This window comes from Synechococcus sp. CBW1107 (assembly GCF_015841355.1).
GTDB lineage: Bacteria > Cyanobacteriota > Cyanobacteriia > PCC-6307 > Cyanobiaceae > Regnicoccus_A.
In genome coordinates, this window is sequence record NZ_CP064908.1 from 1,708,385 (window position 1) to 1,731,144 (window position 22,760).

Here is a 22,760-nt window from a genome sequence, read left to right on the forward strand (position 1 = left end):
GTGGAAGGATGAAAACGACCTTGGACCTGCCGGACCATCTTGTGCGCCAGGCCAAGCAGCGGGCCCTGCAGCAGGGCCTCACGCTCAAGGAGCTAGTGGCTGGCTACATCAGTCAGGGGCTCCATGGCGGCGCATCAGGGTCTGTGCCCCCCACCAGCGATTTGGTGACAGTGGATGGAATGGGACTTCCGGTGTTCCGCTGTGAGCCCTCCGGCAGCAAAGCGGGGATCGATCTGGCAGCGTCATTGCAACTTGAGCAGGATTGCCTGGAGCAGGAGGACCGCCGCCGTGCTGGCCTCCCTGCTTGATGTGAATGTGTGGCTGGCGGCGGCCTTCGAAGCCCATCCAGCCCATCGCAGCGCCCAATCGGTGCTGCTTGAGGCCACGCCCGCTACACCAGTCCTGCTCTGCCGTGCCACCCAGCAGAGTTTTCTGCGGCTGGCGTCCACCCCAGCGATCTTCACGGCCTACCAGAGCGCGGCGATCACGAACCTGGATGCTCTGGCTGCCCTTCAGTCTTTTCAGGCCCTGCCTCAGGTGGACCTGGTGGACGAGCCGATCGGAATCGAATCGCTCTGGTGGCGCTTGGCGGGGCTCGCTGAGGCCGCACCAAAAAGGTGGATGGACGCCTACCTGGCGGCTTTCGCGATCACCGGCTCCACCCGGATGGTCACGCTGGATCAGGATTTCCGGCAGTTCCTCGGGGCGGGGCTCGATCTGGAGCTCCTGCAGGCCGACGCCCGCAGCGGGGGTTGAGCGGAGCTGCTGTCTCGATCAGATCAAGGCTGCTGTCGGCGGTACAGCCTTGCGTTGTGCCGCTGAGCGTCCGCTCTCCGCTTCTTAAAGTGACGTGTTGTCGTGCCGTGGCCGTGCCCCCAGCCGGACTCCCGGTGGTGGAAACCTTCCACTCCCTGCAGGGCGAGGGAGTTCACGCTGGCCGCAGCGCCTTCTTCATCCGGCTGGCCGGCTGCTCGGTGGGCTGCAGCTGGTGTGACACCAAGCACTCCTGGCCGGCGGACGCCCATCCCCACCGCCACCTCCAGGATCTGGCGGCGAGCGCCGCCTTGGCGGCAGCCGAGGGTGCTGCCTTCGTGGTGATCACCGGTGGTGAACCCCTGCATCACAACCTCGATCCGCTCTGTGAGGCCCTGCGGCAAGGATTCGGCGTCGGCCCCTCGCAGCTCCCCCTGCACCTGGAAACCAGCGGCGTCGACCCGCTCAGCGGCCGCTTCGAATGGATCACCCTCTCGCCCAAGCGCCACCGGCCGCCCACCGCCGAGCTGCTGGCCGCCTGCCATGAGCTCAAGGTGGTGATCCACGAGATCGCTGATCTGGCCTTCGCTGAGACGATGGCTGCCGCCGTGTGCTCCGCCCGCCCGGTGGAGGGAGCGCTGCCCCAGCTGTTGCTGCAACCTTCCTGGGGGAGCGCGGCGGGTCAGGAACTGGCGGTCCAGCACGTGCGGCGCCATCCGGCCTGGCGCCTCAGCCTGCAGAGCCACAAATGGCTGGGCGTTCGCTGAAGGCCGGCCTCAGTGATCCCGCAAACTGTGAGCGAGTGAGCAACGCGGGCGTGGACAAGCTGCAGAGCCTTCGGGGCATGGTCGATCTGCTTCCGGAGCAGATGCCGCTGTGGCAGCACGTGGAAGCCCTGGCCCGCTCGCAGTTCCAGCGGGCTGGTCTGAGGGAGATCCGCACGCCGTTGCTGGAGGTCACCGAGCTGTTTGCCCGCGGCATCGGCGAAGCCACCGATGTGGTGGGCAAGGAGATGTACACCTTCCAGGACCGTGGGGAGCGCAGCTGCACCCTGCGGCCCGAGGGCACCGCCTCGGTGGTGCGCGCCGCCCTGCAGCATGGCCTGCTCAGCCAGGGGCCCCAGCGCCTCTGGTACACGGGGCCGATGTTCCGCTACGAGCGTCCCCAGGCCGGGCGGCAGCGCCAGTTCCACCAGGTGGGGATCGAGTTTCTGGGATTTGCCGACCCCCGCAGCGATGCCGAAGCGATCGCGATCGCCTGGGACCTGCTCAGCGAGCTTGGGGTCGGCGGCCTGGCGCTGGAGCTCAATTCCCTCGGCGATCCCGCCGACCGTGCCGCCTACCGCACGGCCTTGGTCGCCTGGCTGGAGGAGCGCCGCGAGCTGCTCGATGCGGAATCCAGGGAGCGGATCAGCACCAATCCCCTGCGCATCCTCGACAGCAAGAACCCTGACACCCAGGCCGTGCTGGCTGAGGCACCGCTGCTGATCGACAGCCTGAGCGACGCCAGCCGTGAGCGCTTCGAGGCGGTGCGCCGCTGCCTTGAGGCGCTGGAGATTCCGTACCAGCTCAGCCCCCGCCTGGTGCGGGGCCTCGACTACTACACCCACACGGCCTTCGAGATCACCAGCAGCCAGCTCGGGGCCCAGGGCACAGTCTGCGGCGGCGGTCGTTACGACGGCCTGATCGAGCAACTGGGCGGTGCTCCCACGGCGGCGATCGGCTGGGCGATCGGCCTCGAGCGGCTGGTGTTGCTGTGCGCCCAACGGGACGCGGCAGAGGGAGCGCTCCCTACGGTGCCGGTGCCGGATGTGTACGTGGTCAGCCGCGGCGAAGCGGCCGAACGCCAGGCGCTGGTGCTCTCCCGCCAGCTGCGCCAGGCCGGCCAGATGGTGGAGCTTGATCTCACCGGGTCCGCCTTCGGCAAGCAGCTCAAGCGGGCCGATCGCTGCGGGGCCCCCTGGGCTGTGGTGATCGGCGAGGGGGAAGCGGAGCAGGGGGTGGTGCTGCTCAAGGACCTGCGCCGCAGCGGTAGGACCCCCGAAGAGGAGCGACTGGGGCCGCAGGAGCTGCTAAGACGTCTTCTTTGCCAATGAGCATGAGAAGCTTCTCATGCCTGAGTCCCTTCCCTGTCATCGCCCTGTGAAGACTGTTCAGACCATCTGCTGCATCGGCGCGGGTTATGTGGGTGGACCCACCATGGCGGTGATTGCCGACCGCTGCCCTCACATCCAGGTCACTCTCGTCGATCTCAATGCCGAGCGAATTGCCGCCTGGAATGATGCTGATCTGAGCAGGCTTCCCGTCTACGAGCCAGGCCTGGCGGATGTGGTGGCCCGATGCCGAGGTCGCAATCTGCATTTCACCACCGAGGTGGATGGGGCGATTGCAGCGGCCGATATGATCTTCCTCTCGGTGAATACTCCCACGAAGAGAAAGGGCCTCGGGGCCGGGCAGGCGTCCGATCTGCGCTGGATCGAGGCCTCGGCCCGCCAGGTGGCCGCCCAGGCCCGAGGGCACACGATCGTTGTGGAGAAGAGCACCCTGCCGGTGCGCACCGCCGAAACGATTCAGGTCATCCTTTCCGCGGCTCAGGATGGCTCCGAAGGAGCAGCCAAAACATTTTCTGTGCTCTCCAATCCTGAGTTTCTGGCGGAAGGAACAGCCATCTCCGACCTGGAAAATCCCGACCGTGTGTTGATTGGTGGTGATGATCCGAACTCCATCGATATCCTGGCAGAGATTTACTCCCATTGGGTCAGCCCTGAGCGGATTCTGCGCACCAATCTCTGGAGCAGTGAACTCTCCAAGCTCACGGCCAATGCCTTTCTGGCCCAGAGGATTTCCTCGATCAATGCCATTGGTGCCCTCTGTGAGGCCACCGGCGCCGATGTCAAGGAGGTGGCCCGGGCCATAGGTGCTGATTCTCGCCTGGGCCCGAAATTTCTCTCTGCCGGTCCGGGTTTTGGTGGCAGTTGCTTTCGCAAGGACATCCTCAATCTGGTGTATCTCTGCCGTCACTACGGCTTGGAGCAGGCGGCCCAGTACTGGGAGCAGGTGGTGGATCTCAACAGCTGGCAGCAGCAGCGCATTGCCCGGCTGGTGGTGAGTCGCCTGTTCGGCACCATTAGCGGCAAGCGCCTGGCGGTGCTGGGGTTCGCCTTCAAGGCCGACACCAATGACACCCGCGAATCACCAGCGATCAGCATCTGCCGCGATCTGCTCGAAGAGGGTGCGCACCTGGCGATTCATGACCCGAAGGTAGGACCCGACCAGATCGCCAGGGACCTTGGCCATGGGCCCTCAGCTCCCGGCCTAGGCTTGGCTGACGAGGGCAGCTGGCAGCCTGCGTCCGGGGTGCTGGACGCCGTGGAGGGTGCCGACGCGGTGATCGTGCTCACGGAATGGCGCCACTTTGCTGAACTCGACTGGCCTGCAATCTCTGAACGCATGCGCCGACCTGCCTGGCTGTTCGATGTGCGCGGGGTGACCGATTCTGAGGCTGCCCAGGCGGCTGGTCTTAGGGTCTGGCTTGTGGGAGAAGGCTGAATCCATGACTCCATCCCCTCTTCGTCATCTCGTCACTGGCGGTGCCGGCTTCGTGGGCTCCACCCTCGTCGACCGGCTGATGGAGGCGGGCGAGGAGGTGATCTGCCTTGACAACTACTACACCGGAAGCAAAGCCAATGTGGCCCGCTGGATCGGCCATCCCCATTTTGAGCTGATTCGCCACGACGTCACCGAGCCGATCCGTCTGGAGGTCGATCGGATCTGGCATCTGGCCTGTCCGGCTTCACCGAGGCACTACCAGTCGAATCCGATCAAGACAGCGAAAACGAGCTTTCTCGGGACTTACAACATGCTGGGCATGGCCAGGCGGGTGGGCGCACGGCTGCTGTTGGCCAGCACCAGTGAAGTGTATGGTGATCCAGAGGTTCATCCCCAGCCTGAGAGTTATCGAGGGAGTGTCAATCCCATCGGGATTCGCTCTTGCTACGATGAGGGCAAGCGCATTGCCGAAGCCCTCTGCTTCGATTACATGCGCATGCATGGCACGGAGATCCGTGTGGCCAGGATCTTCAACACCTACGGTCCGCGCATGTTCCCCGATGATGGGCGTGTGGTGAGTAACTTCATCGTTCAGGCTCTGCGCGGACAGCCTTTGACCCTCTACGGCGATGGCAGTCAGACTCGTAGTTTCTGCTATGTGGATGATCTGGTGGAGGGTCTCATCCGGCTGATGAACGGCAACCACACCGGCCCGATCAATATCGGCAACCCCGGTGAATTCACGATCCGGCAACTGGCGGAGCTGGTGCTGCAACGCATCAATCCTGAGTTGCCGCTCACTTACCTGCCGCTGCCGCAGGATGACCCCCTTCAGCGCCAACCCGTGATTGATCTTGCCCGCGCTGAACTGGGCTGGGAACCGCAGGTGTCCCTTGAGGATGGCCTCGGCCCCACGATTGCCCATTTCCGCTCCGTGCTGGGCCTTGAGAAGCCATGACGGTGCTGGTCACCGGAGCGGCAGGCTTCGTCGGAGCTGCGGTCACCGAGGTGCTGTTGCGGCGTGGCGACAGCGTGGTTGGTCTCGACAATCTCAACGACTACTACGATCCGGCCCTGAAGCGAGCCCGGCTGAGCCGTTTGCAGCGCCTGCCGGTCTCAGATCAGGGGAGTGGTTTCCGCTTCCGTGAACTGACCCTTGAGGACGGATCCGCTCTGGCGGAGCTCTTCGCGACCGAGCGCCCCCGCGCGGTGATCCACCTCGCCGCCCAGGCGGGGGTTCGCTATTCGATCGAGAACCCTTCGGCTTACATCCAGAGCAACCTGGTGGGTTTCGGGAACATCCTCGAGGGCTGCCGCCACCACGGAGTTGAGCACCTGGTGTATGCCTCCAGCAGCTCGGTGTATGGCGGCAACCGGCGGATGCCTTTTTCTGAGCAGCATCCGGTGAACCATCCGGTGAGCTTGTACGCGGCCACCAAGAAGGCCAATGAACTGATGGCCCACACCTACAGCCACCTCTACGGGCTGCCGGCCACGGGTCTGCGCTTCTTCACCGTCTATGGCCCCTGGGGTCGTCCGGATATGGCGCCGATGCTCTTTGCCAAGGCGATCCTCGCGGGAGAACCGATCCGGGTGTTCAACCATGGCCGCATGCTGCGTGACTTCACCTACATCGATGACATCGTCGAGGGGGTGATCCGCTGCCTCGACAAGCCCGCCACCCCGGATCCTTCCTTCGATCCGCTGGATCCCAACCCCGCCACGGCGGCGGCTCCGCACCGGTTGTTCAACATCGGCAACAGCCAGCCCACTCCCCTGCTGCGTTTCATCGAAGTGCTCGAAGACGCTCTCGGTGTGAAAGCCATCCCTCAGTTCGAGCCGATGCAACCCGGCGATGTGGCTGCCACCGCCGCGGACACGTCAGCCCTGGAGGCCTGGGTGGGCTTCGCGCCCCACACCCCGCTGGAGGTGGGGATCGGCCATTTCGCCCGCTGGTATCGCGAGTATCACGGGGTCTGAGTTCATCGCCATCAAAAAAAGGGGCCCGATCGGGGCCCCTGATCGTTGGTGTTGAGGCTCAGGCTCAGGCTGAACCGACGCCGACGTAGGAGCCGTAAAAGAACAGGCCCACCACGAAGATGACGGCAATGCCGCCGGCCGTGGCCACGAGCCAGAGGGGCAGAACCCCTTCGGTCCAGCGGCTCTTCCAGGCCACGGCCGGACGGCCATCGGGAAGGCGGTCGGGAAGTCGACCGTCAGGTAAACCAGATTTCTTGCCGCTCATGGCTGTGTCTCCCGATCAGTTGAAGAAATAGCTGGTGAACAGCACACCGATGACGAACACGAACAGCAGCCCCAGGTAGAGGCTGGTGCGGTTCAGTTCGACGGGCAGGTTGTTCGGGTTGGGATTGCGCTGCATGGCGGTGTTCAGCGGCGGACGAACTGCATGGCCGCCAGGGCACCCAGGAAAAAGACCGTGGGGATCCCCAGCGCATGCAACGACAACCAGCGGACCGTGAAGATCGGATAGTTGCGGGGCGTGGTGCTCGGTGACTGGGTCATGGCTTATTGCAAGCGCAGGTCGAGCTGGCTCTTGCCTTCGTAGCGCTTGCTCACCACGGGTGCCTTGGCTTCTTGGGCCTGGAAGTAGGCGTCGGGGCGAGGCGTGCCGAAGGCGTCGTAAGCCAGACCGGTGGAGACGAACAGGAAGCCCGCCAGAAAGATCGCCGGCAGTGTGACGGCGTGGATCACCCAGTAACGGATGCTCGTAATAATCTCGAAGAACGGACGTTCTCCGGTGGAGCCGGCAGCCATAGCAGCGGGCAAATCAGCTGGTTGATCTTAGGGCTTGGCGGTCGGGCGGAACGTGCGCTCCAGCGGGTTGGTTACACAGGGATGCAAGTGGGACCGTCAGGGCCTCAGCCCACCCAGCGCAGCAGGCTGCCCCGCTCGCCCAGCAGGAAGCCCTTGTCATCGCCCTCGAAGACGATCCGGGTGAAGTTGGTGGGCTGGGAGCCCCCCAGGGGATCCCGTTGCCAGCTGGAGCCGCCGTCCTGACTCACCAGCAGGGTGCCGCTGCCGCCGCCGGCCCAGATGGCGCCCTTGGGATCCCAGGCCATGTCGAGGTAGCCATAGCCGTTGGTGATCGGGATCACCGGCTTGCTCCAGGCCTCCACATCGGCAGCATCGGGGTTGAAGCGCAGCTGGGCGCCGCGGGTGACCATCCAGAGCTTGCCATCGGGCTGGAAGCCCATGCTCTGCAGCCGTTGGCTGCTGATGCGCTGGTGGGGTTCCCAGGTGGCCTGGCCAGGCTCCCAGGTCGCGAAGAAGTTGCCCAGGCTCGAGACGCTCACATAGCGGCCGTCGGGCGAACGCCGCAGGTCGCGCACGGCACCGGCGGCATCGCTCACCTCGGCCTGCCAGCTGCCGCCGCCGTCACTGGTGCGGTAAATGGCGCCAACGGTGGTGGCCAGCTCGGCCTTGCCGGGAGACAGGGCCGTGATCAGGTAAGGGTCGCCGGGCAGCTTGGTGTCGAGCAGCAGGCGCTCCCAGTTCTGACCCCCATCGGTGCTGTGCAGCAGCAGGCCGGGCTGGCCGGCGATCCAGCCCTCCTTGCCGGTGAAGTCGATGCTGAGCAGGCGGAAATTCTCGTCTTCAGGCAGGGCGAGGGAGCGCGGCTCCCAGCTGGCGCCGCCGTCTTCGGTTTCGAGGATCAGGCGGTTGCTGCCCACCAGGAAGCCGTGCCTGTCATCGGTGAACGCCAGGTCGAGGGGATTCGAGCGGGTGTCGAGGGCGACGGGCTGCCAGGGGCTGCTGGCGGCCACGGGCAGACCGGTGGTGACGCAGCCGCCGAGGCCGAAGGCCAGGCCCGCGGCCAGCACCAGGCCGAGAAGGGAAGAGAACAGGCGTTTCACGGGACTCAGCGGAGGGAATACAGAGAGAGGAAGAAGGCGAAGGCCAGGGCGAAGCCCCCGAAGATCAGCACGTTCTTCTGGCCGGGGGTGAGCTTGTTCACGCCGAGGCCGAAGTTGAGGTTCTCCTCGAAGCCACTGGGCTTGCTGCGCGGACCGATGTCGCGGAAGGCACCGACGCGGCTGCGGCAGACCGGGCAGCGAAAGCTGACCGGATCGAGCTCCGTGAAGGGAAGGCCCGGCGCGATGGCCAGCTTGCGGATGCCCTCCTCGGGGTCATAAACGAAGCCGCAGCTGCGGCACTCGTAGCGGTGGGTGTCGGGATCGCTCTCCACCACAGCCGCGGGCTCGCCTGGAGCCTCGCCGCTGGCCTGGTCCGGAGCTCGTTCCTCGTCGCCGTCGTGCCCGTTGACCATGGCGCTGGCCCCACTGCCGTCAGATCGGACTCTATCCAGGCGTTCCCTGCCGACGGATGCCAGACTGCGCCCCAGGTTGGGCCCTTTCATGTTCGTGCTTCCCGGCTACGACGCCTTTCTGGGCTTTCTGCTGATCGCGGCGGCCGTTCCCGTGCTGGCTCTGGTCACCAACAAGCTGGTAGCTCCCAAGTCGAGGGATGGGGAGCGTCGCCTCACCTACGAATCGGGGATGGAGCCGATCGGCGGTGCCTGGATCCAGTTCAACATTCGTTATTACATGTTCGCCCTGGTCTTCGTCATCTTCGACGTCGAGACCGTCTTCCTCTATCCCTGGGCCGTGGCGTTCCATCGCCTGGGCCTGCTGGCCTTCATCGAAGCCCTCATCTTCATTTCGATCCTCGTGGTGGCCCTCGCCTACGCCTGGCGCAAGGGTGCCCTCGAGTGGAGCTGATTCCCAGCCAACCGGAACCCCGACCAGCCGAACGATGACCCTCACTCCGTCCAGTCCAGGAACCAGCGAGGCCCCCTCGATCGAGGCCCTGCGCGATCTGCGTGCCGCCACCTGCAATCCGGTGGGCGCCCCCACGGTCACCTCGGATCTTTCCGAGAACGTGATCCTCACCAGCCTCGACGACCTGCACAACTGGGCCCGGCTCAGCAGCCTCTGGCCCCTGCTCTACGGCACGGCCTGCTGCTTCATCGAGTTCGCGGCCCTGATCGGCTCCCGCTTCGACTTCGACCGTTTCGGCCTTGTGCCCCGCTCCAGCCCGCGCCAGGCGGATCTGCTGATCACGGCCGGCACCGTGACGATGAAGATGGCACCGGCTCTGGTGCGGCTCTATGAGCAGATGCCCGAGCCGAAGTATGTGATCGCCATGGGCGCCTGCACGATCACCGGCGGCATGTTCTCCGCCGACTCCACCACGGCTGTCCGCGGCGTCGACAAGTTGATCCCCGTGGACCTCTACATCCCGGGCTGCCCGCCTCGGCCGGAGGCCATCTTCGATGCGGTGATCAAGCTGCGCAAGAAGGTGGGCAACGAGGCCCTCGCCGAGCGGGGCAATCTGCAGCCCACCCACCGGTACCTCACCATCGAGCACGCCATGAAGCCCGTCGAGCCGATCGTGACGGGTTCCTATCTGCGGGCGGAAACGCAGAAGGCCGCCTTCGCGGCAGGGGCCGGGCTTCCCCTGGCCACCCCGGAACCCGAAGCCCTCGAAGCCACACCCTCTTCCAGCGATGCCTGATCCCACCCCCTCCACCGAGCTCAGCCCCGCTCCGGTCGGCGCGGTCAGCCAGTGGCTGACCGCCCAGGGCTTCGACCACCAGCCCCTGCCCGCCGACCACCTCGGCGTCGAGATCATCGGGGTGGAGCCGATGTTCCTGCCTGTGGTGGCCGCCGCCCTCAAGGCCTGGGGTTTCGATTACCTGCAGTGCCAGGGCGGTTACGACGAAGGTCCTGGCGGACGTCTGGTCAGCTTCTATCACCTGGTGAAGCTGGCGGCGGCGCTGGAGCCGGGTTCATCTCCCGCTCAGCCCCCCGATGAGGTGCGCCTGAAGGTGTTCCTGGAGCGCAGTGGCGACCTGACCATTCCCACCCTCTACGGCCTGTTCCGGGGTGCCGACTGGCAGGAGCGGGAAACCTTCGACATGTTCGGCATCAGCTTCTCGGGCCATCCCCATCCCAAGCGCCTGCTGATGCCCGAGGACTGGAAGGGTTTCCCCCTGCGCAAGGACTACGTGCAGCCCGATTTCTACGAGATGCAGGACGCCTACTGAGCGGGGCATCCTGCGCCGTGGGTGCTCACTGGGCTCGGCTGCTGCTGAGCCAGTCGAGATCGCTGCTGGATCTGTGGCCCCTGGATTTGCGGTAGAAGCGCATCACGGCATGGGCGAGGCTGCGGGAGTCGTGGCGCAGCGTGTCTCCCGGGCGTGAGCCCTGCAGGGGGGCGAGCATGACGTCGTAACCGGCATCATGCAGCTGACGCGCATCGCAGAGCACCGGCTCGGCTCCCCGGGCGCGGTAATGCTCCAGCAGGGCGACGTCGTGGAAGGGTTCCTGCGCGAGCACCGCCGGAAACAGCCGCTGGGTGATCCCGAGGCTGGCCAGCTGGGCTTCGATCGCCCGCAGGTGCCCGGCCACATCCAGCCGGTCGGTTTCACCGGGCTGGGTCATCAGGTTGCAGATGTAGAGCTTCGGTGCCTTGCTGCGGCTGATCGCCTGCACCAGTTCCGGCACCAGCAGGTTGGGCAGCAGGGAGGTGTAGAGGCTGCCGGGTCCGAGGATGATCAGCTCGGCATTGGCGATGGCCTCGATCGCCCGGGGCAGGGCCGGTGGCCGTTCGGGGATGCAGCCGAGGCGCACGATCGGACTGGTGGAGTGGCCGATCTTCGATTCGCCCTCGATGCGCTCGCCGTTCTCCAGCTCGGCCCAGAGGCGCACATCGGCATTGGTGGCCGGCACCACCTGGCCCTGAACGGCCAGGACCCGGCTGCTGGCGGTGATCGCCGACTCCAGGCTGCCGGTGATGGCGGTGAGGGCCGAGATGAACAGATTGCCGAAGCTGTGGCCCTCCAGCCCGTTGCCCGCCTTGAAGCGGTACTGGAACAGGCGGGTGAGCAGCGGTTCCTCCCGGGCCAGGGCCGCCAGGCAGTTGCGGATGTCACCCGGAGGCTGCACCCCCAGTTCGCGGCGAAGCACACCGCTGCTGCCGCCGTCATCGGCGACGGTGACGATGGCCGTGATGTTGCTGCTGTAGCGCTTGAGGCCGCTGAGCAGGGTGGAGAGACCGGTGCCTCCGCCGATCGCCACGATGTTCGGGCCGCGGTTGAGCCGCCGCTGAGCCAGCAGGGCATCCACCAGCACCGTGTCCTTCTCCGGTGCGAGGGCCTGCTGGATCGAGCCGAAGCTGCGGCTCTGGCCCCAGATCACCAGAGCCGCCCCGGCGATCAGCACCAGCGGACCGGTGAAGCCTCGTGGCAGCACCCGCGCCACGTTGGTGATCAGCCAGGTGAGCGACTCCAGCATCCAGTAGATGGGCTTGAGATCCGCCAGGATGGCGGCGCCCAGAAGCGCTAGCACCAGCCCGAGGCCCGATGTGAGCACCCAGCGCTTCACCACCAGCCCTGGTTGCAGCCAGCGCACCGCCCGCTTGGAGCGGCTCACAAGGTCCTGCTGGCGCAGATCGCCCCGGCCCATCCAGCCCGGACGGCGGACCTGCCGGGGGCGGCGGGGCTTGGCAGGGCGCTGGGAGGTCAAGCCGATGGGGCGTTTCGCCACAGCACGGAGCACTAGGAACTGTACGGATGAAACGCCGGGATGAACCACCCCCCCTCAAAAGCCCCTGACGGGCCGGTGCTGGAGCTCAATGGCGTGGGTATGCGCTGGGGCAGCAACATCGTGCTCAACGACCTCGATCTCAGCCTGGGGCGGGGCGAGCGACTGGCGGTGGTGGGACCCTCGGGCACCGGCAAATCGACGGTGCTGCGCATCCTCGCGGGACTGCTGCTGCCCACCGCCGGGGAGCTACGCCTGCATGGAACCCCCCAGCGCTATCTGCGGCTCGACCAGCGCTATCCGCCGGATGTGCGCCTGGTGTTTCAGAACCCGGCTCTGCTGGGTTCACTCACCGTGCGCGAGAACGTGGGCTTTCTGCTCTACCGGCACAGCAGGCTGCGGGAGGCGGAGATCCGCGAGCGGGTCGGCCGGGCCCTGGAGGCCGTGGGTCTCTCGGGCATCGAGGAACGGCTCCCCGGGGAACTCAGTGGCGGCATGCAGAAGCGGGTGAGCTTCGCCCGCGCCCTGATCCAGGACCCCGGTCAGCCGGAAGGTCAGCATCCGATCCTGCTGTTCGACGAACCCACGGCGGGGCTCGATCCGGTGGCCTGCACCCGCATCGAGGACCTGATCGTGACCAGCACCAAGGTGGCGGCGGGCTGCTCGGTGGTGGTCAGCCATGTGATGAGCACAATCGTGCGCTCGGCCGAGCGGGTGGCGATGCTCTATGAGGGACACCTCCAGTGGCTGGGCACCGTGCAGGACTTCGGCCGTACCGACAATCCCTATGTGGTGCAGTTTCGAACCGGTAGCCTGAGCGGGCCGATGCAACCGGCGGAGATTTAGAGCCCCATGCGTCGCAGTGTGCGAGAGGCCATCGTTGGATTTTCGCTGCTGGCGGCCGTGGTGGGGGGGGTCGGTTTCTGGATCTGGCTCCGGGGCATCTCGCTCAGCCAGAACAACTGGACCCTGAAGGTGACCTTCCAGGACGCCGCTGGCCTGGCGGACCGCTCGGCGGTGATCTTCCGCGGCGTGCAGGTGGGAAGCGTGCGCAAGATCAAGACCACCTCCGCCGCAGTCCTGGCCGAACTGGAGATCAGCGATCCCACCCTGCAGCTGGCGCGCCCCACCACGGCCCAGGTGCAGACCGGCTCCCTGCTGGGCGGTGATGCCCAGGTGGCCCTGATCAGCACCGGCAACCCCCTGCCCGGGAACGCCCCCCTTCCCCGCGACAAAGCCTGCGACAACACGGTGATGGTCTGCGCCGGCTCTGAGCTCAAGGGCGTCACGGCCGCCAGCCTCAGCAGCGTGACCGAGCTGATGCAGCGCCTGCTGGCCGAGGTGGATGAGAAGCAGGTCGTGGCGGAGCTGGCCCGCACCACCCGCAGCTTCGATGCCACCTCCAAGGAGGCCACCCAGTTCCTTCAGCGTGCGCAGGTGCTGGTGGCTGAGCTGAAGCGCTCCGTGGGCAAGGCCGATCCGATCCTGGCCAACCTCAACACCGCCACGGCCGAAGCGGCGGCGGCCAGCCGCCATGTGCGCAACGTCACGGCCTCGCTCGACAATCCCAAGACCCTCGCCCAGCTCAAGACCACCGTGGGCAATGCCGAGCGGCTGACCGCCCGCATCGATGCCGTCGGGGGTGACGTGAACAAACTCACCAGCGACGCCGAATTCATGGACGGTGTGCGCAGCGTGGCGATCGGCCTGGGCCAGCTCTTCGATGAGCTCTATCCCGCCCAGACGGGTCTGGCCAGGGACAAGGCCGAGAAAGAAGCCCAGAAGAAGGCGGCGCCTAAGCCCCGTTGAGGGCGTCGAGGGCGATGGCGGCGATCGCCTGATCACTGGCCTTGGGCAGCTGCACGTACTTGCCGCCGGCCGCCTGGGCCAGGTCCTTGCCCATGCCACTGCCGATGAATTTGCGCTCGGTGTCGATCACCAGCAGCTTGATCCCCAGGGCCCGGTAGCGGCCGGCCACCTGGATCACCTCCTCCTTGAGGTCGACGGGCTCGTCGCCCTCCAGCTGCGGCTGGCCCAGGGAGCGCGAGAGGGGCACATTGCCGCGGCCATCGGTGATCGCCACCACCACCACCTGGCCGAGATCGCCGGTGGCCAGGGCGTTGGCGGCCACCCGGGCCGCCTGGGTGAGGCCGTGGGCCAGCGGTGAGCCGCCGCCGCAGGGCATCTGCTCCAGCCGGCGGCGGGCGGCGGTGATCGAGCGGGTGGGGGGCAGCAGCACCTCGGCCTGCTCGCCGCGGAAGGGGATCAGGGCGACCTCGTCGCGGTTCTCGTAGGCCTCGGTCAGCAGGCGGATCACGGCCCCCTTGGCACTCTGCATGCGGTTGAGGGCCATGGAGCCGCTGGCGTCCACTAGGAAGATCACCAGGGAACCGGCCTTGCGTTGCAGCTGCTTGGCCCTCAGGTCGCCCTCCTCCACGATCACGCTGCGGTGGGGCTCCCGCGCCCGGCGCGCTTTCTGGTACGGCGCGGCGGCCCGCAGGGTGGCGTCCACGGCGATGCGACGCACGGGTCCGCGGGGGAGCATCGGCTTCACGTAGCGGCCGCGGGAGTCGGAGAGCACCACGGAGCGCTTGCCGCTGCCGCCGCTGCGCGATTTGGCCGCGGCGAAGAGCAGCAGATCGGGATCGATGGCGATCGCCTCGGGATCGAGCAGGAACTCCTCGGGCACCTGGGGCGGCGCCTGGTCCTCGGGGCTGTCGTCCTCGTTGCCGTCATCCGGCTCGTCGTCCGTGCTGTCCGGCTCCGGGGGCTCGGGGCTCTCGGGCTCGGGCGGCTGCTCCCCCTGGGGCGGAGGTGGCGGCGGAGGTGGTTCCAGCGGTTGCTCGGGATCGGGCGGCGGCAGCTGCAGGGCCCGCGGGGCGATCACCAGCCGCACGGCCACCTGCAGGTCGTCGGCGTCGACACGGTCGCGGCCGCTCAGGGCCGCATGGGCCCGTGCCACCCGCACGGCGTAGAGCTCGGAGCGATGCCCCTCCACGCCGCCGCGCAGGGCCTCGTTAACCAGGTAGGCGATCTGCTCGCGGGCGATCGTCACATCGGGCAGCCACTGGCGGGCCAGCAGCAGCTGGGTGGCCAGGGCATCGGTCTCCTCCTGCCAGCGGGCGCGGAAGGCTTCGCTGGAGCTGCCGTGATCGAGGGCGGAGCCGGTGATCTCCACCCTCTGCTCGATCTCCAGCAGCTGGTTGGCCGAGAGGGCAATGGCGAAGCGGTCGAGCAGGTGGTCGCGCACCGCCCCCTCTTCGGGGTTGTAGGTGGCGATCAGCAGGGTGCGGCAGGGATGGGAGAGGCTGAGCCCCTCGCGTTCGATCCTGTTCTCGCCGCTGCCCACCGCCGCCAGCAGCAGGTTGGTGATGCTGTCGTCGAGCAGGTTGAGCTCATCGACGTAGAGCACACCCCGGTGGGCTTCCGCCAGCAGGCCGGGCTGGAACACCGGGGCCCCCGCGGCCAGGGAGGCGGCCACATCCACCGAGCCCACCAGCCGGTCTTCCGTGACCCCGAGGGGCACCTGGATGAACGGGGCAGGGATCACCGTGGTGGGCAGCAGAGCTGTGGGGTCGGCTCCGGTGGGGTCACCGCCCAGCTGGGTGATGCGGGCGTGAATGGTGGCATCCCAGTCGTCAGGCCGCTGGGGGTCCACGTTGAGGCGGCGGCAGGCCTCACCGAGCGCCAGCACGTCGATCGGAGGCAGCAGAGCATGCAGGCCACGGGCCAGCACCGACTTGCCGGTGCCGCGCCCGCCGGCGATCACCACCCCACCCAGACCCGGATCAACCGCCGCCAGCAGCAGGGCCAGCTTGAGGGTGCCGTGGCCGGTGATGGCCGCCAGGGGGAAGGAACTGGTGCCCGCCGCTCTGGCACCCGCCGGGGAGGCTGCAGACCCGCTGACGACCATGGGGGCGGATGCCACGAGGGGGAAGGCGTCAGTCTGGCCGATGGACCGCCTGGACCTAGAAGCGCGACATCGCCTTGATCTTGGCGATCTTGTCGGCATCGAGGCCGTCGAGTTCCTGCAGGTCCAGAAGGTTTTCCTTCACCAGGCTGGCGAACACGAACAGAATGCCGTCGAGACGGAAATCGAAGCGCCCTTCCATCACGTGGCGCTGGGTGCTGAGATAATCGTGCAGGCGCCAGAGGGCCTCGGCGTTGTTGATGGAATCGGCCTCACGCCGCACGGTGCTGATCACGGACTGCACGGCGCGGCCGTAAGCGCAACTGAAGGCTTCTTCGGCGATGACCTGCTCGGTATCGCTCCAGGTGATCAGTGCCGAATCAACCATGATGTCTTCCTTGATACAAGACCTTATCGCGGCTGGGCCTGGGGCGCGAGCCGCAGCGATTGGGTTGCCACCGACGGGCGGAACCGGCGCATCCCAGGCAGCTGGAACCAGGCGCTGGTGGGGAACTCGTGGTGTTCCCAGTGATAGCCGAAGTGGAAGCAGGCGAGCAGGGAGAGCCATACCGGCAGCTCCAGGCTGCGGGCCTGGTGAGGAGTGCCCTCGGTGTCCGCATGGCGGTGGGGCAGGTACGTCCCGAAGACGAACAACTGCAGGGAACTGATCAGCAGGGGCAGGGTGCAGATCAGCAGCACCGATACCGGGGCCATGGCGCCGGAGGGTGCGGCCAGCAGGGTGAGCAGGGCCCACCCCCCCAGCAGGCGCAGCATCTGGCCGGCGGAGAGATAGCTGGCCATGAAGTGGCTGTACCAGCGCAGCACCCCGCCGCCCCGGGCCGGCCGGTGGTCGGGATCGCGGGGGGTTCCCGGGGCCTGATGGTGGCGCAGGTGGTTGACGCGGCAGGCGCCATAGGGAAGCCCGGCATAGAGCCCGAGAGCCCACTGCCCCAGCCGGTGATTCAGCCGCGGCTGGCCCGGCAGGAGCAGGCCGTGCATGGCGTCGTGGCCGACGATGAACAGGCCGGTGTGCAGCACCGAGCGGAGGCCGACGGCGAGCAGCAGCAACGGCAAGGGGAAATGGCCCGGATCGGCCGGGAGCAGAAGCACCAGGCTGAGGATCCAGGCCAGCAGGATGGCGGCGGCCAGCAGCAGGCCCTTGCCGGTGGCAGGGGGCGTGGCCGTGGCGAGGCTCAACGGGCGAACTTGAGCAGTTCGGCGGGTGAGGCCAGCAGGTCGATGGCCACGAAGTAGATCTTGCCCTCGGGGTTGAGCAGGAAGCGCCAGGCCACGTTCATGCCCACACCGGCTCCGAACCAGGGGGTCTGGACCTTGCCGGTCACCTTGATCTGGGTGAAGCCGTCGTCGGTGGGTTCGGCAACGCCGGATTCGGGCAGCAGCTTCAGGTTCTGGCAGTCCTCGCGGAAGAAGCGCAGGATGGCCTCCTTGCCCACGATCGGTTTCTGGAAGGGAGGTTGCAGAGCCCCATCCGGGAGGAACAGCTCGATCAGGTTGTCGAAATCGTTGGCGTTGAGCTGATCCATGTAGGCGCTCACCGTGGCGTTGTCGATTCCGGCGATCGACACCTTCTGACGCTGGGACTCAGGGGTGGGAGCGACCACGGGCTCCATGACGCGCTGGCCCTCGCCCTTGGCGGGGTCATAGCCCATGTCGACGACGAAGTTGCGCAGCAATGTGATCTGCTGGCCCTGCTCGACACTCTTGAGGGAGCTGAGCACGGAGGCGGCGTTGGCGGAGAGCTGGTAGCCCTGGGGGATCGGGGCCACGATGCCGGCGGCCATCCATTCGCCGAGCTGATACCAGAAGCCGAGCTTGATGTTCACCGACCAGCCGGAGTACGTGCGGCAGATCTCGGTGTCGGCGCTGTTGGCCAGATCACACATGACCTGGCTCTGCTGGGCGAAGCTCATGGTCTTGATCTGGTTGAGCACGCCTTCGGCGAACTGCATACGGGCCGCGCCGGGGGCGGCGATGGTGATGGTCTTGCCCATCTCGAGGTAGGCGTACCAGATCAGTGCAAGCTGGTCCTCGGCGCTGAGCAGCTTGTAGCGGGCCGTGATGGCGGGAACGACGTCCGCCGACAGGGTGTCGGGGAAGATCTGGGTGGCCTTCTCGAGCGTGAACATATGCGGTTGGTCCCTTTTGTTAAGGAGATTTACAGACTCTAGCCGATGGGCCATGAAGCTGGTAAGTAATCCTGCCTAGTGCCTTCGGCGTTGGTGAGCCCAGGCCGACCGGAAAGGGCCGACCCTTCAAGTTTCGGATCTACGCCAACCTGGAGAGATGCTCCGCTTCGTTCTTAACGTCCTCTGGTTCGTGCTCGGGGGCTTCGTGATGGGCCTGGGCTGGTGGCTGGCCGGGCTGGTGGCCGCCATCACGATCGTGGGTCTTCCCTGGGCGCGGGCCTGTTTCGTGATCGGCAACTTCTCCTTCTGGCCGTTCGGGAAGGAGGCCATCAGCCGCCGCGAGCTCACCGGCCGCAACGATTTCGGCACCGGCCCCCTGGGGCTGGTGGGCAACGTGATCTGGTTCCTGCTGGCGGGCTGGTGGCTGGCGATCGGCCACCTCAGCTCGGCCCTGGCCTGCTTCGTGACGATCATCGGCATCCCCTTCGGGATTCAGCACGTCAAGCTGGCGCTGATTGCCCTGGCGCCGATCGGCCTGCAGGTGGTTCCCACGGGAACCCGGCTCCGGGCTCCGGAGTGAAGCGGCAGCGCAGCAGCGCCAGGGCCTCATCGGGCAGCCCCAGGACACGGTCCAGCCAGGGCTCGCCGCTGGGCTGGATCGTGGCCACCCCCACCAGCAGGGCCAGGCCATCGCTGTCGAGGGGCTGGCCGCGGCGCCGGTGCCGCTGGCTGCTGATGTCGCCCGTGACCAACTCCGTGGTCACCAGCAGTGGCGGTGCGCTGTAGAGCGAGCCCAAACGAAAGAGAAAGCGCGCCCTGAAGTTCAGAGCCAGGGAGCCGCTGGCCGGATCGAGGACTCCCTCCAGTTGCTCGGCTTCGATGCCGATGCTCAGCCCCGGCGGCAGGGGCACCCCCAGCACGCGGGTGCTGCGCCAGTCGAGCGGCGGAATGCGCAGTCCGTCGGGCTGGAATCTCAGCGGCCGGCTGCCGTCCCCGGCCGGTTGCCCCAGCCGGCCGCTGCCGCCACCTCCCCTGGCGTCGTAGCGGAAACGCGGGTAGCCGGAGATGGCCAGACCGCAGTCCGCCAGCGTGCTGAGCTCAAGCGTGGCGGCTGCCGGGGGGCTCATCCCTGGCGCAGGTCCTCGAGCTCTCCCCGGCCCTGGCGCTCGGCCAGTTCGCTGTAGCCGCCGATCAGTTCCCCATCGACGAAGACCTGGGGGACGGGACCCTCGGCGCTGGGCTCGATCAGCCGGTGGGGAATGCCGAGGGTGCGCAGCATGCGCAGCGCACGTCTGGAGAACGGGCAGCCTGAGCGCACGGCGATCGTCACCCGGGGCGCGCCGGTGCCGGACTCGTCGGCCCCCGGCCTGGAGGCCTGCGCCGTTGCCTGGGCCGGCGTCTGCCCCGGAGTGTCCAGCAGGCCCACCAGCAGGTCGGCGCCCTTGAGCACCCGCGAGCCCGGCTCGAGGTGCCCGCCCCAGACCCGGCAGTCGCCATCGGCGAGGCTCAGGTGCAGGTGCACGCCCTGGGGGGAGAGGGTGCCTTGCAGGGTGATGATCTCCAGCTCACCGCGCAGCACGGTGGGGGCGATCCTGCCGGGGCACTGGAAGGCGGCCTGGGCGAGGTTGCCCACCACGCCGAGCACGAAACCGGAGGCGTTCTGCTCCACGGCCAACTGCTCGAGCGCCTGGCGCAGGTCACTGCCGGGCTCGAGGTGGAGCGGCACGGAACGCATCGCGGGCGCGGCAGAGGGGAGGGGAAAGGTTAAGTCGCAGGCTGCGGCTCAGGCCCGGTGCCGGGAGTGGTCGCGAGGATCGCCAGGCGGGGATGCAGCAGGCTCAGGCCCAGCTCCCGCAGGCGGCGGTTCGAGATTCGCTTCTCGGCGGCCGGGCTGGTCGTCGTGCCGTTGTCGCCGTCCCAGATCACCGGCTCGAGGCCGGCGGCGCGGCAGCTGCGGTCGATCAGCTCGCGCACGCTGATGGGTTCGTCATCCACCAGGTTGATGAGTCCATCGAAGCCCTGCTCCACCGCCCAGGTCAGGCCCGCCACCACATCGTCGCGGTGGATCCAGCTGATCAGGGACGACCCATCCCCTTCGCGGCGGCTGCCCGCGAGGGAGCGGAAGCGGGGCTCCAGCTCGCGCCCGGGGCCATAGATCGCCCCCAGCCGCGCGATCGCGACGCGGCGCTGGGGGCTGCGGCAGGTAAGCAGCAGATCCTCGGCGTCGCGCAGGATCCGAGCATGAGGCTCCCGGGGCTGAAGGGGCGTGTCTTCCTCCACCAGGCCCGTGGCCTCTCCATAGACCGAGCAGCTGCTGGTGTACACGAGCTGCCGGAGCTCGGGGAGCTGGGACACCACGGCCGCCACGGCCTCCATCGTGCGCAGGTAGGTGGCCTCGTAGCCGGCGGCATCCACCTGGCGGTTGCCGCCGGGTGCCAGGCAGAACACCGCCGCCTCGCTGGTCTCCAGGGCCTGGCGCAGCTGGTCCGGGTCGGAGGCCTCTAGCCGCTGCACCGCATCGGCCAGGGGGGCCAGCTCCGCCAGCCGCTCATCACGGGTGGTGGTGACCCGCAGCCAGTGCCGGCCCTGCTGGTGCCAGTGGCTCGCCAGGGCGGAGCCCACATAGCCGCAGCCAACGATCGTGATCCGCATCGAGACTGTGCTGGCTGGCGAAAAGCTAGGGCGCCACGATCACCGTGAAGCCACCACACTGACACCAGCAGCACCACTCCAGTCGCCATGACGGGTCACGACCGCCAGTGGGAGCTCAACAGACTCAACTTCGAGGGCCGCTGGTGTGGCACGAGCCGCTGGTACGAGCGCAGTGACACCGGTGTGCTGGACCTCACCCGCCCCAGCGCCGAGATCGAGGGCACCTGCTACGCCATCAGCTTCTCCGACCCCGACACCGGTCTGTGGGACGGCAGCGGCCTGCGCTTCGCTCCGGACGGTCGCCGTCAGCTGCCCCTCTCCCGCGCCACCTACAACAGCGGCGGACAGTGCTGGCAGTTCCGCGGTGCCGCCGGCCAGTCGAGCCTGGCGGTGGACGGGCGGCAGCCGCGATTCGGCCATGAGCTGAATCTGTTCCGGGGCCGCTCCCGCTCGATGCTGGTGCTGCTCTACGCAGGCCGCGTCCCTTTGCGTGGTGTAAAACCCGAGGCCCGAATGCCCTAGTCAGAGGGTGAACAGGGTGGAATGACGGGCTGTCATTCCGGAGGTGCAGATGCGCCTCGTTCAATCACGATGAATCAGGACGAATGACTTGTCAAGTCTTTCGTCAGCTTGCGGATGTGTTGTGAGTTGGAGTGACTTCTGCGGCCTGGAGGTGGCAGCGGCCGGCCCCCGGGCTGCGATCAAGGCCGCTGCGCCCTCTGGGGGCGCTGCAGCCTCGATCACCTGGGGCCTGCGTCCTGCCTCTCTCAGGTGCTGAGGGCCTGGAGAGCAGGGATGGCATCCAGCTCCGGGATGGTCGCCATGCTCTCGGCTGAGAACATGCGCCGGCCCTCCAGCTGCCAGTGCTCGTGCTGCTCCAGCAGTACCGCGCCCACCAGGCGGGTGATCGACGCGTCGTTGGGGAAGATGCCGACGACCCTGGTGCGGCGTTTGATTTCCTCGTTGACCCGCTCGAGCAGGTTGGTGCTCCAGATCTTGCGCCAGTGGTCCTTGGGGAAGTGGCGGAACGCCAGCACGTCCTCCTTGGCCTCATGCATCAGCGCAGCGGCCTTGGGGAAGCGCTCCGCCAGCGAGGCCGCCAGATCATCCCAGCGGGACTCGATCTCTTCCGCGCTCTCCTGAGCGAACACGCTGCGCAGGGCGGCGGTGACCATGCCCTGGTGAGCCTTGGGAACGCACTGCAGCAGGTTGCGGGCAAAGTGGACCCGGCAGCGCTGCCAGACGCTGCCCTGCAGCTGCCGTCGGATGGCCTTGGTGAGTCCGCTGTGGGCGTCAGAGATCACCAGCTTGACGCCAGCGAGGCCTCGCTCCTTGAGGTGGGCGATGAACTCCGCCCAGAAGGGCTCGCTCTCGCTGTCGCCCACCTTGAGGCCCAGCAACTCCCGGCGCCCGTCCTCGTTCACCCCCATGGCGACGACGACGGCGCGGGAGCAGACCTGCTGAGCCTTGCCCAGCCGCCCCTTGAGGTAGGTGGCATCGAGGTAGACGTAGGCGTAGCCGCTGCTCTCCAGCGGCCGGCCCAGGAACGCCTGCACCTGCTGGTCGATCTCCTGACAGATGCGACTCACCTGCGACTTGGAGATGCCGCTCTGGGAGCCGAGCGCCGCCACCAGGGCATCGACCTTGCGGGTCGAGACCCCACCGATGTAAGCCTCCATGATCACCGCGTACAGGGCCTGATCAACCCGGCGGCGGGGTTCGAGGATCGAGGGGAGGAAGCTGCCCGCGCGCAGTTTCGGGATCTGCAGTGCCAGATCCCCCACCTGGGTGGTCAGGGTGCGAGGCCGGTAGCCGTTGCGGTGGCCGAGCCGCTCCTCGGTGCGCTCGTGCCAGTCCGCACCGAGGAAGGCAGCGAGCTCCAGCTCGATCAGCTGCTGCAGGCCGTGGCGTGCCAGTTCAGGGATCAGCTCCCCGGCACTGCTGCCATCGAGTAGCGAGGCCAGCTCAGGTACGGCAGCATGGGTCTTGGGCATGGTCTGTCTGGTTGAGGTGGTTCTCAAACCAGGGAAACGGGCCTGCCCACCCCTTGCAACGTCAGCCGTGGAGCCGATCGCCTGAGGTGCGGACGCTCAGCCCGGCTACGCCGGGCTGAGGCCCTGGGGATTTACACCACTGCCGGGGACGCCAGCCTCTACGCACCGCTGGCGCCGGCCCCGGGCGAGTC

Annotated in this window: 29 protein-coding genes; 14 read left to right on the forward strand and 15 right to left on the reverse strand. The window is 67.2% G+C overall.

All coding sequences use genetic code 11. The features are described 5' to 3' along the window. Positions 1–8 precede the first annotated feature (8 nt). The 7 genes from I1E95_RS08865 (at position 9) to I1E95_RS08895 (ending at position 6,281) form a co-directional block, all read left to right on the forward strand. Positions 9–308: a hypothetical protein gene (locus I1E95_RS08865; RefSeq protein ID WP_197161422.1), complete on the forward strand. Its 300-nt coding sequence runs from the start codon at positions 9–11 to the stop codon at positions 306–308. Continuing rightward, a complete protein-coding gene (locus tag I1E95_RS08870; RefSeq protein WP_197161436.1) occupies positions 289–756 on the forward strand; it encodes a TA system VapC family ribonuclease toxin in 468 nt (155 codons plus the stop codon). The genes I1E95_RS08865 and I1E95_RS08870 overlap by 20 nt, the downstream gene beginning before the upstream one ends. Positions 757–863: 107 nt before the next feature. Continuing rightward, entirely contained in the window at positions 864–1,520 is a 657-nt protein-coding gene (locus tag I1E95_RS08875) for a 7-carboxy-7-deazaguanine synthase QueE (protein ID WP_197161439.1), read from the forward strand. 50 nt (positions 1,521–1,570) lie between these two features. Beyond that, positions 1,571–2,848: a histidine--tRNA ligase gene (gene hisS, locus I1E95_RS08880; RefSeq protein ID WP_197167308.1), complete on the forward strand. Its 1,278-nt coding sequence runs from the start codon at positions 1,571–1,573 to the stop codon at positions 2,846–2,848. A gap of 16 nt (positions 2,849–2,864) precedes the next feature. Beyond that, positions 2,865–4,301, forward strand: a complete 1,437-nt coding sequence (locus I1E95_RS08885; RefSeq protein ID WP_197161454.1) for a nucleotide sugar dehydrogenase — start codon at positions 2,865–2,867, stop codon at positions 4,299–4,301. Positions 4,302–4,305: 4 nt separating this feature from the next. After that, positions 4,306–5,259, forward strand: coding sequence for a UDP-glucuronic acid decarboxylase family protein (locus I1E95_RS08890; protein ID WP_197161456.1), 954 nt, complete (start codon positions 4,306–4,308; stop codon positions 5,257–5,259). Then, complete coding sequence (locus I1E95_RS08895; RefSeq protein ID WP_197161458.1) at positions 5,256–6,281, forward strand: NAD-dependent epimerase; 1,026 nt, start codon at positions 5,256–5,258, stop codon at positions 6,279–6,281. The genes I1E95_RS08890 and I1E95_RS08895 overlap by 4 nt, the downstream gene beginning before the upstream one ends. 64 nt (positions 6,282–6,345) lie before the next feature. On the opposite strand, the gene I1E95_RS08900 is transcribed toward I1E95_RS08895, so the two are convergent. The 6 genes from I1E95_RS08900 to I1E95_RS08925 form a co-directional block, all read right to left on the reverse strand. After that, the gene (locus I1E95_RS08900) at positions 6,346–6,546 is read right to left on the reverse strand and encodes a photosystem II reaction center protein J (RefSeq protein ID WP_006173007.1); all 201 of its coding nucleotides are present in this window, start codon (positions 6,544–6,546) and stop codon (positions 6,346–6,348) included. 15 nt (positions 6,547–6,561) lie between these two features. Further along, positions 6,562–6,681: a photosystem II reaction center protein L gene (locus tag I1E95_RS08905; protein WP_006173008.1), complete on the reverse strand. Its 120-nt coding sequence runs from the start codon at positions 6,679–6,681 to the stop codon at positions 6,562–6,564. Positions 6,682–6,689: 8 nt separating this feature from the next. Continuing rightward, a complete protein-coding gene (psbF, locus tag I1E95_RS08910) occupies positions 6,690–6,824 on the reverse strand; it encodes a cytochrome b559 subunit beta (protein WP_006173009.1) in 135 nt (44 codons plus the stop codon). Positions 6,825–6,827: 3 nt separating this feature from the next. Further along, positions 6,828–7,076, reverse strand: coding sequence for a cytochrome b559 subunit alpha (gene psbE / locus I1E95_RS08915; RefSeq protein WP_006173010.1), 249 nt, complete (start codon positions 7,074–7,076; stop codon positions 6,828–6,830). A 104-nt stretch (positions 7,077–7,180) separates the two neighbouring features. Beyond that, entirely contained in the window at positions 7,181–8,176 is a 996-nt protein-coding gene (locus I1E95_RS08920) for a photosynthesis system II assembly factor Ycf48 (RefSeq protein WP_197161460.1), read from the reverse strand. A 5-nt stretch (positions 8,177–8,181) separates the two neighbouring features. Continuing rightward, a complete protein-coding gene (locus I1E95_RS08925) occupies positions 8,182–8,589 on the reverse strand; it encodes a rubredoxin (RefSeq protein ID WP_231594511.1) in 408 nt (135 codons plus the stop codon). Between the two features lie 88 nt (positions 8,590–8,677). On the opposite strand from I1E95_RS08925, the gene I1E95_RS08930 reads away from it, so the two are divergent. Genes I1E95_RS08930 through I1E95_RS08940 form a run of 3 tightly spaced genes read left to right on the forward strand, consistent with a single transcriptional unit; the run spans position 8,678 to position 10,368 of the window. Next, on the forward strand, positions 8,678–9,040 hold the full coding sequence (locus I1E95_RS08930; protein WP_094556246.1) for an NAD(P)H-quinone oxidoreductase subunit 3: 363 nt from the start codon (positions 8,678–8,680) through the stop codon (positions 9,038–9,040). A gap of 34 nt (positions 9,041–9,074) precedes the next feature. Continuing rightward, positions 9,075–9,836 (forward strand): NADH dehydrogenase subunit K, encoded by a 762-nt coding sequence (locus I1E95_RS08935; RefSeq protein WP_197161463.1) that lies wholly within the window; start codon positions 9,075–9,077, stop codon positions 9,834–9,836. After that, positions 9,829–10,368 carry an NAD(P)H-quinone oxidoreductase subunit J gene (locus I1E95_RS08940; RefSeq protein ID WP_197161465.1) on the forward strand — a complete coding sequence of 180 codons (540 nt, stop codon included), beginning with the start codon at positions 9,829–9,831 and terminating at the stop codon, positions 10,366–10,368. Before I1E95_RS08935 ends, I1E95_RS08940 begins: the two co-directional genes overlap by 8 nt. A gap of 25 nt (positions 10,369–10,393) precedes the next feature. Here I1E95_RS08940 and yvcK read toward each other — a convergent pair whose 3' ends face one another. Further along, positions 10,394–11,788, reverse strand: a complete 1,395-nt coding sequence (gene yvcK / locus I1E95_RS08945) for a gluconeogenesis factor YvcK family protein (RefSeq protein ID WP_197167311.1) — start codon at positions 11,786–11,788, stop codon at positions 10,394–10,396. Positions 11,789–11,908: 120 nt separating this feature from the next. On the opposite strand from yvcK, the gene I1E95_RS08950 reads away from it, so the two are divergent. Next, entirely contained in the window at positions 11,909–12,712 is an 804-nt protein-coding gene (locus I1E95_RS08950; RefSeq protein WP_197161467.1) for an ABC transporter ATP-binding protein, read from the forward strand. 6 nt (positions 12,713–12,718) lie between these two features. Further along, positions 12,719–13,675 (forward strand): MlaD family protein, encoded by a 957-nt coding sequence (locus I1E95_RS08955; RefSeq protein WP_197161469.1) that lies wholly within the window; start codon positions 12,719–12,721, stop codon positions 13,673–13,675. Here the strand turns inward: I1E95_RS08955 and bchD are convergent. Genes bchD through I1E95_RS08975 form a run of 4 tightly spaced genes read right to left on the reverse strand, consistent with a single transcriptional unit; the run spans position 13,662 to position 17,923 of the window. Further along, on the reverse strand, positions 13,662–15,779 hold the full coding sequence (gene bchD, locus I1E95_RS08960; RefSeq protein WP_197167313.1) for a magnesium chelatase ATPase subunit D: 2,118 nt from the start codon (positions 15,777–15,779) through the stop codon (positions 13,662–13,664). The genes I1E95_RS08955 and bchD overlap by 14 nt on opposite strands. A gap of 55 nt (positions 15,780–15,834) precedes the next feature. Next, the gene (locus tag I1E95_RS08965) at positions 15,835–16,164 is read right to left on the reverse strand and encodes a hypothetical protein (protein ID WP_197161471.1); all 330 of its coding nucleotides are present in this window, start codon (positions 16,162–16,164) and stop codon (positions 15,835–15,837) included. A gap of 23 nt (positions 16,165–16,187) precedes the next feature. Continuing rightward, on the reverse strand, positions 16,188–16,973 hold the full coding sequence (locus tag I1E95_RS08970; protein ID WP_197161474.1) for a fatty acid desaturase: 786 nt from the start codon (positions 16,971–16,973) through the stop codon (positions 16,188–16,190). Further along, positions 16,970–17,923 carry an orange carotenoid-binding protein gene (locus I1E95_RS08975; protein ID WP_197161477.1) on the reverse strand — a complete coding sequence of 318 codons (954 nt, stop codon included), beginning with the start codon at positions 17,921–17,923 and terminating at the stop codon, positions 16,970–16,972. The genes I1E95_RS08970 and I1E95_RS08975 overlap by 4 nt, the downstream gene beginning before the upstream one ends. A 157-nt stretch (positions 17,924–18,080) precedes the next feature. Between I1E95_RS08975 and I1E95_RS08980 the strand changes: the two genes are divergently transcribed. After that, positions 18,081–18,503, forward strand: a complete 423-nt coding sequence (locus I1E95_RS08980) for a YccF domain-containing protein (RefSeq protein WP_197161480.1) — start codon at positions 18,081–18,083, stop codon at positions 18,501–18,503. Here the strand turns inward: I1E95_RS08980 and I1E95_RS08985 are convergent. The 3 genes from I1E95_RS08985 to I1E95_RS08995 are packed head-to-tail and all read right to left on the reverse strand — an operon-like array spanning position 18,424 to position 20,575. After that, a complete protein-coding gene (locus tag I1E95_RS08985) occupies positions 18,424–19,050 on the reverse strand; it encodes a hypothetical protein (protein ID WP_197161483.1) in 627 nt (208 codons plus the stop codon). The genes I1E95_RS08980 and I1E95_RS08985 overlap by 80 nt on opposite strands. Beyond that, positions 19,047–19,658 carry a PCC domain-containing protein gene (locus I1E95_RS08990; protein ID WP_197161486.1) on the reverse strand — a complete coding sequence of 204 codons (612 nt, stop codon included), beginning with the start codon at positions 19,656–19,658 and terminating at the stop codon, positions 19,047–19,049. Before I1E95_RS08990 ends, I1E95_RS08985 begins: the two co-directional genes overlap by 4 nt. Before the next feature lie 29 nt (positions 19,659–19,687). Next, complete coding sequence (locus I1E95_RS08995) at positions 19,688–20,575, reverse strand: NAD-dependent epimerase/dehydratase family protein (protein WP_197161489.1); 888 nt, start codon at positions 20,573–20,575, stop codon at positions 19,688–19,690. An 87-nt stretch (positions 20,576–20,662) separates the two neighbouring features. On the opposite strand from I1E95_RS08995, the gene I1E95_RS09000 reads away from it, so the two are divergent. Next, the gene (locus I1E95_RS09000) at positions 20,663–21,097 is read left to right on the forward strand and encodes a hypothetical protein (protein ID WP_231594512.1); all 435 of its coding nucleotides are present in this window, start codon (positions 20,663–20,665) and stop codon (positions 21,095–21,097) included. 245 nt (positions 21,098–21,342) lie between these two features. Here the strand turns inward: I1E95_RS09000 and I1E95_RS09005 are convergent, their stop codons facing one another. After that, entirely contained in the window at positions 21,343–22,569 is a 1,227-nt protein-coding gene (locus I1E95_RS09005; RefSeq protein WP_197161492.1) for an IS256 family transposase, read from the reverse strand. Between the last annotated feature and the right edge of the window lie 191 nt (positions 22,570–22,760).

Coding starts and splice junctions, on each gene's coding strand:
- I1E95_RS08990 (WP_197161486.1), bottom strand. CDS start 19,658: ATGCGTTCCGTGCCGCTCCACCTCGAGCCCGGCAGTGACCTGCGCCAG.
- I1E95_RS08965 (WP_197161471.1), bottom strand. CDS start 16,164: ATGGTTGATTCGGCACTGATCACCTGGAGCGATACCGAGCAGGTCATC.
- I1E95_RS08935 (WP_197161463.1), top strand. CDS start 9,075: ATGACCCTCACTCCGTCCAGTCCAGGAACCAGCGAGGCCCCCTCGATC.
- I1E95_RS08975 (WP_197161477.1), bottom strand. CDS start 17,923: ATGTTCACGCTCGAGAAGGCCACCCAGATCTTCCCCGACACCCTGTCG.
- yvcK (WP_197167311.1), bottom strand. CDS start 11,788: ATGGGCCGGGGCGATCTGCGCCAGCAGGACCTTGTGAGCCGCTCCAAG.
- I1E95_RS08950 (WP_197161467.1), top strand. CDS start 11,909: ATGAACCACCCCCCCTCAAAAGCCCCTGACGGGCCGGTGCTGGAGCTC.
- I1E95_RS08895 (WP_197161458.1), top strand. CDS start 5,256: ATGACGGTGCTGGTCACCGGAGCGGCAGGCTTCGTCGGAGCTGCGGTC.
- I1E95_RS08980 (WP_197161480.1), top strand. CDS start 18,081: ATGCTCCGCTTCGTTCTTAACGTCCTCTGGTTCGTGCTCGGGGGCTTC.
- I1E95_RS08930 (WP_094556246.1), top strand. CDS start 8,678: ATGTTCGTGCTTCCCGGCTACGACGCCTTTCTGGGCTTTCTGCTGATC.
- I1E95_RS08925 (WP_231594511.1), bottom strand. CDS start 8,589: ATGGTCAACGGGCACGACGGCGACGAGGAACGAGCTCCGGACCAGGCC.
- I1E95_RS08985 (WP_197161483.1), bottom strand. CDS start 19,050: ATGAGCCCCCCGGCAGCCGCCACGCTTGAGCTCAGCACGCTGGCGGAC.
- I1E95_RS09005 (WP_197161492.1), bottom strand. CDS start 22,569: ATGCCCAAGACCCATGCTGCCGTACCTGAGCTGGCCTCGCTACTCGAT.
- psbF (WP_006173009.1), bottom strand. CDS start 6,824: ATGACCCAGTCACCGAGCACCACGCCCCGCAACTATCCGATCTTCACG.
- I1E95_RS08900 (WP_006173007.1), bottom strand. CDS start 6,546: ATGAGCGGCAAGAAATCTGGTTTACCTGACGGTCGACTTCCCGACCGC.
- I1E95_RS08995 (WP_197161489.1), bottom strand. CDS start 20,575: ATGCGGATCACGATCGTTGGCTGCGGCTATGTGGGCTCCGCCCTGGCG.
- I1E95_RS08905 (WP_006173008.1), bottom strand. CDS start 6,681: ATGCAGCGCAATCCCAACCCGAACAACCTGCCCGTCGAACTGAACCGC.
- I1E95_RS08955 (WP_197161469.1), top strand. CDS start 12,719: ATGCGTCGCAGTGTGCGAGAGGCCATCGTTGGATTTTCGCTGCTGGCG.
- psbE (WP_006173010.1), bottom strand. CDS start 7,076: ATGGCTGCCGGCTCCACCGGAGAACGTCCGTTCTTCGAGATTATTACG.
- I1E95_RS08865 (WP_197161422.1), top strand. CDS start 9: ATGAAAACGACCTTGGACCTGCCGGACCATCTTGTGCGCCAGGCCAAG.
- I1E95_RS09000 (WP_231594512.1), top strand. CDS start 20,663: ATGACGGGTCACGACCGCCAGTGGGAGCTCAACAGACTCAACTTCGAG.
- I1E95_RS08890 (WP_197161456.1), top strand. CDS start 4,306: ATGACTCCATCCCCTCTTCGTCATCTCGTCACTGGCGGTGCCGGCTTC.
- I1E95_RS08885 (WP_197161454.1), top strand. CDS start 2,865: ATGCCTGAGTCCCTTCCCTGTCATCGCCCTGTGAAGACTGTTCAGACC.
- bchD (WP_197167313.1), bottom strand. CDS start 15,779: ATGGTCGTCAGCGGGTCTGCAGCCTCCCCGGCGGGTGCCAGAGCGGCG.
- I1E95_RS08940 (WP_197161465.1), top strand. CDS start 9,829: ATGCCTGATCCCACCCCCTCCACCGAGCTCAGCCCCGCTCCGGTCGGC.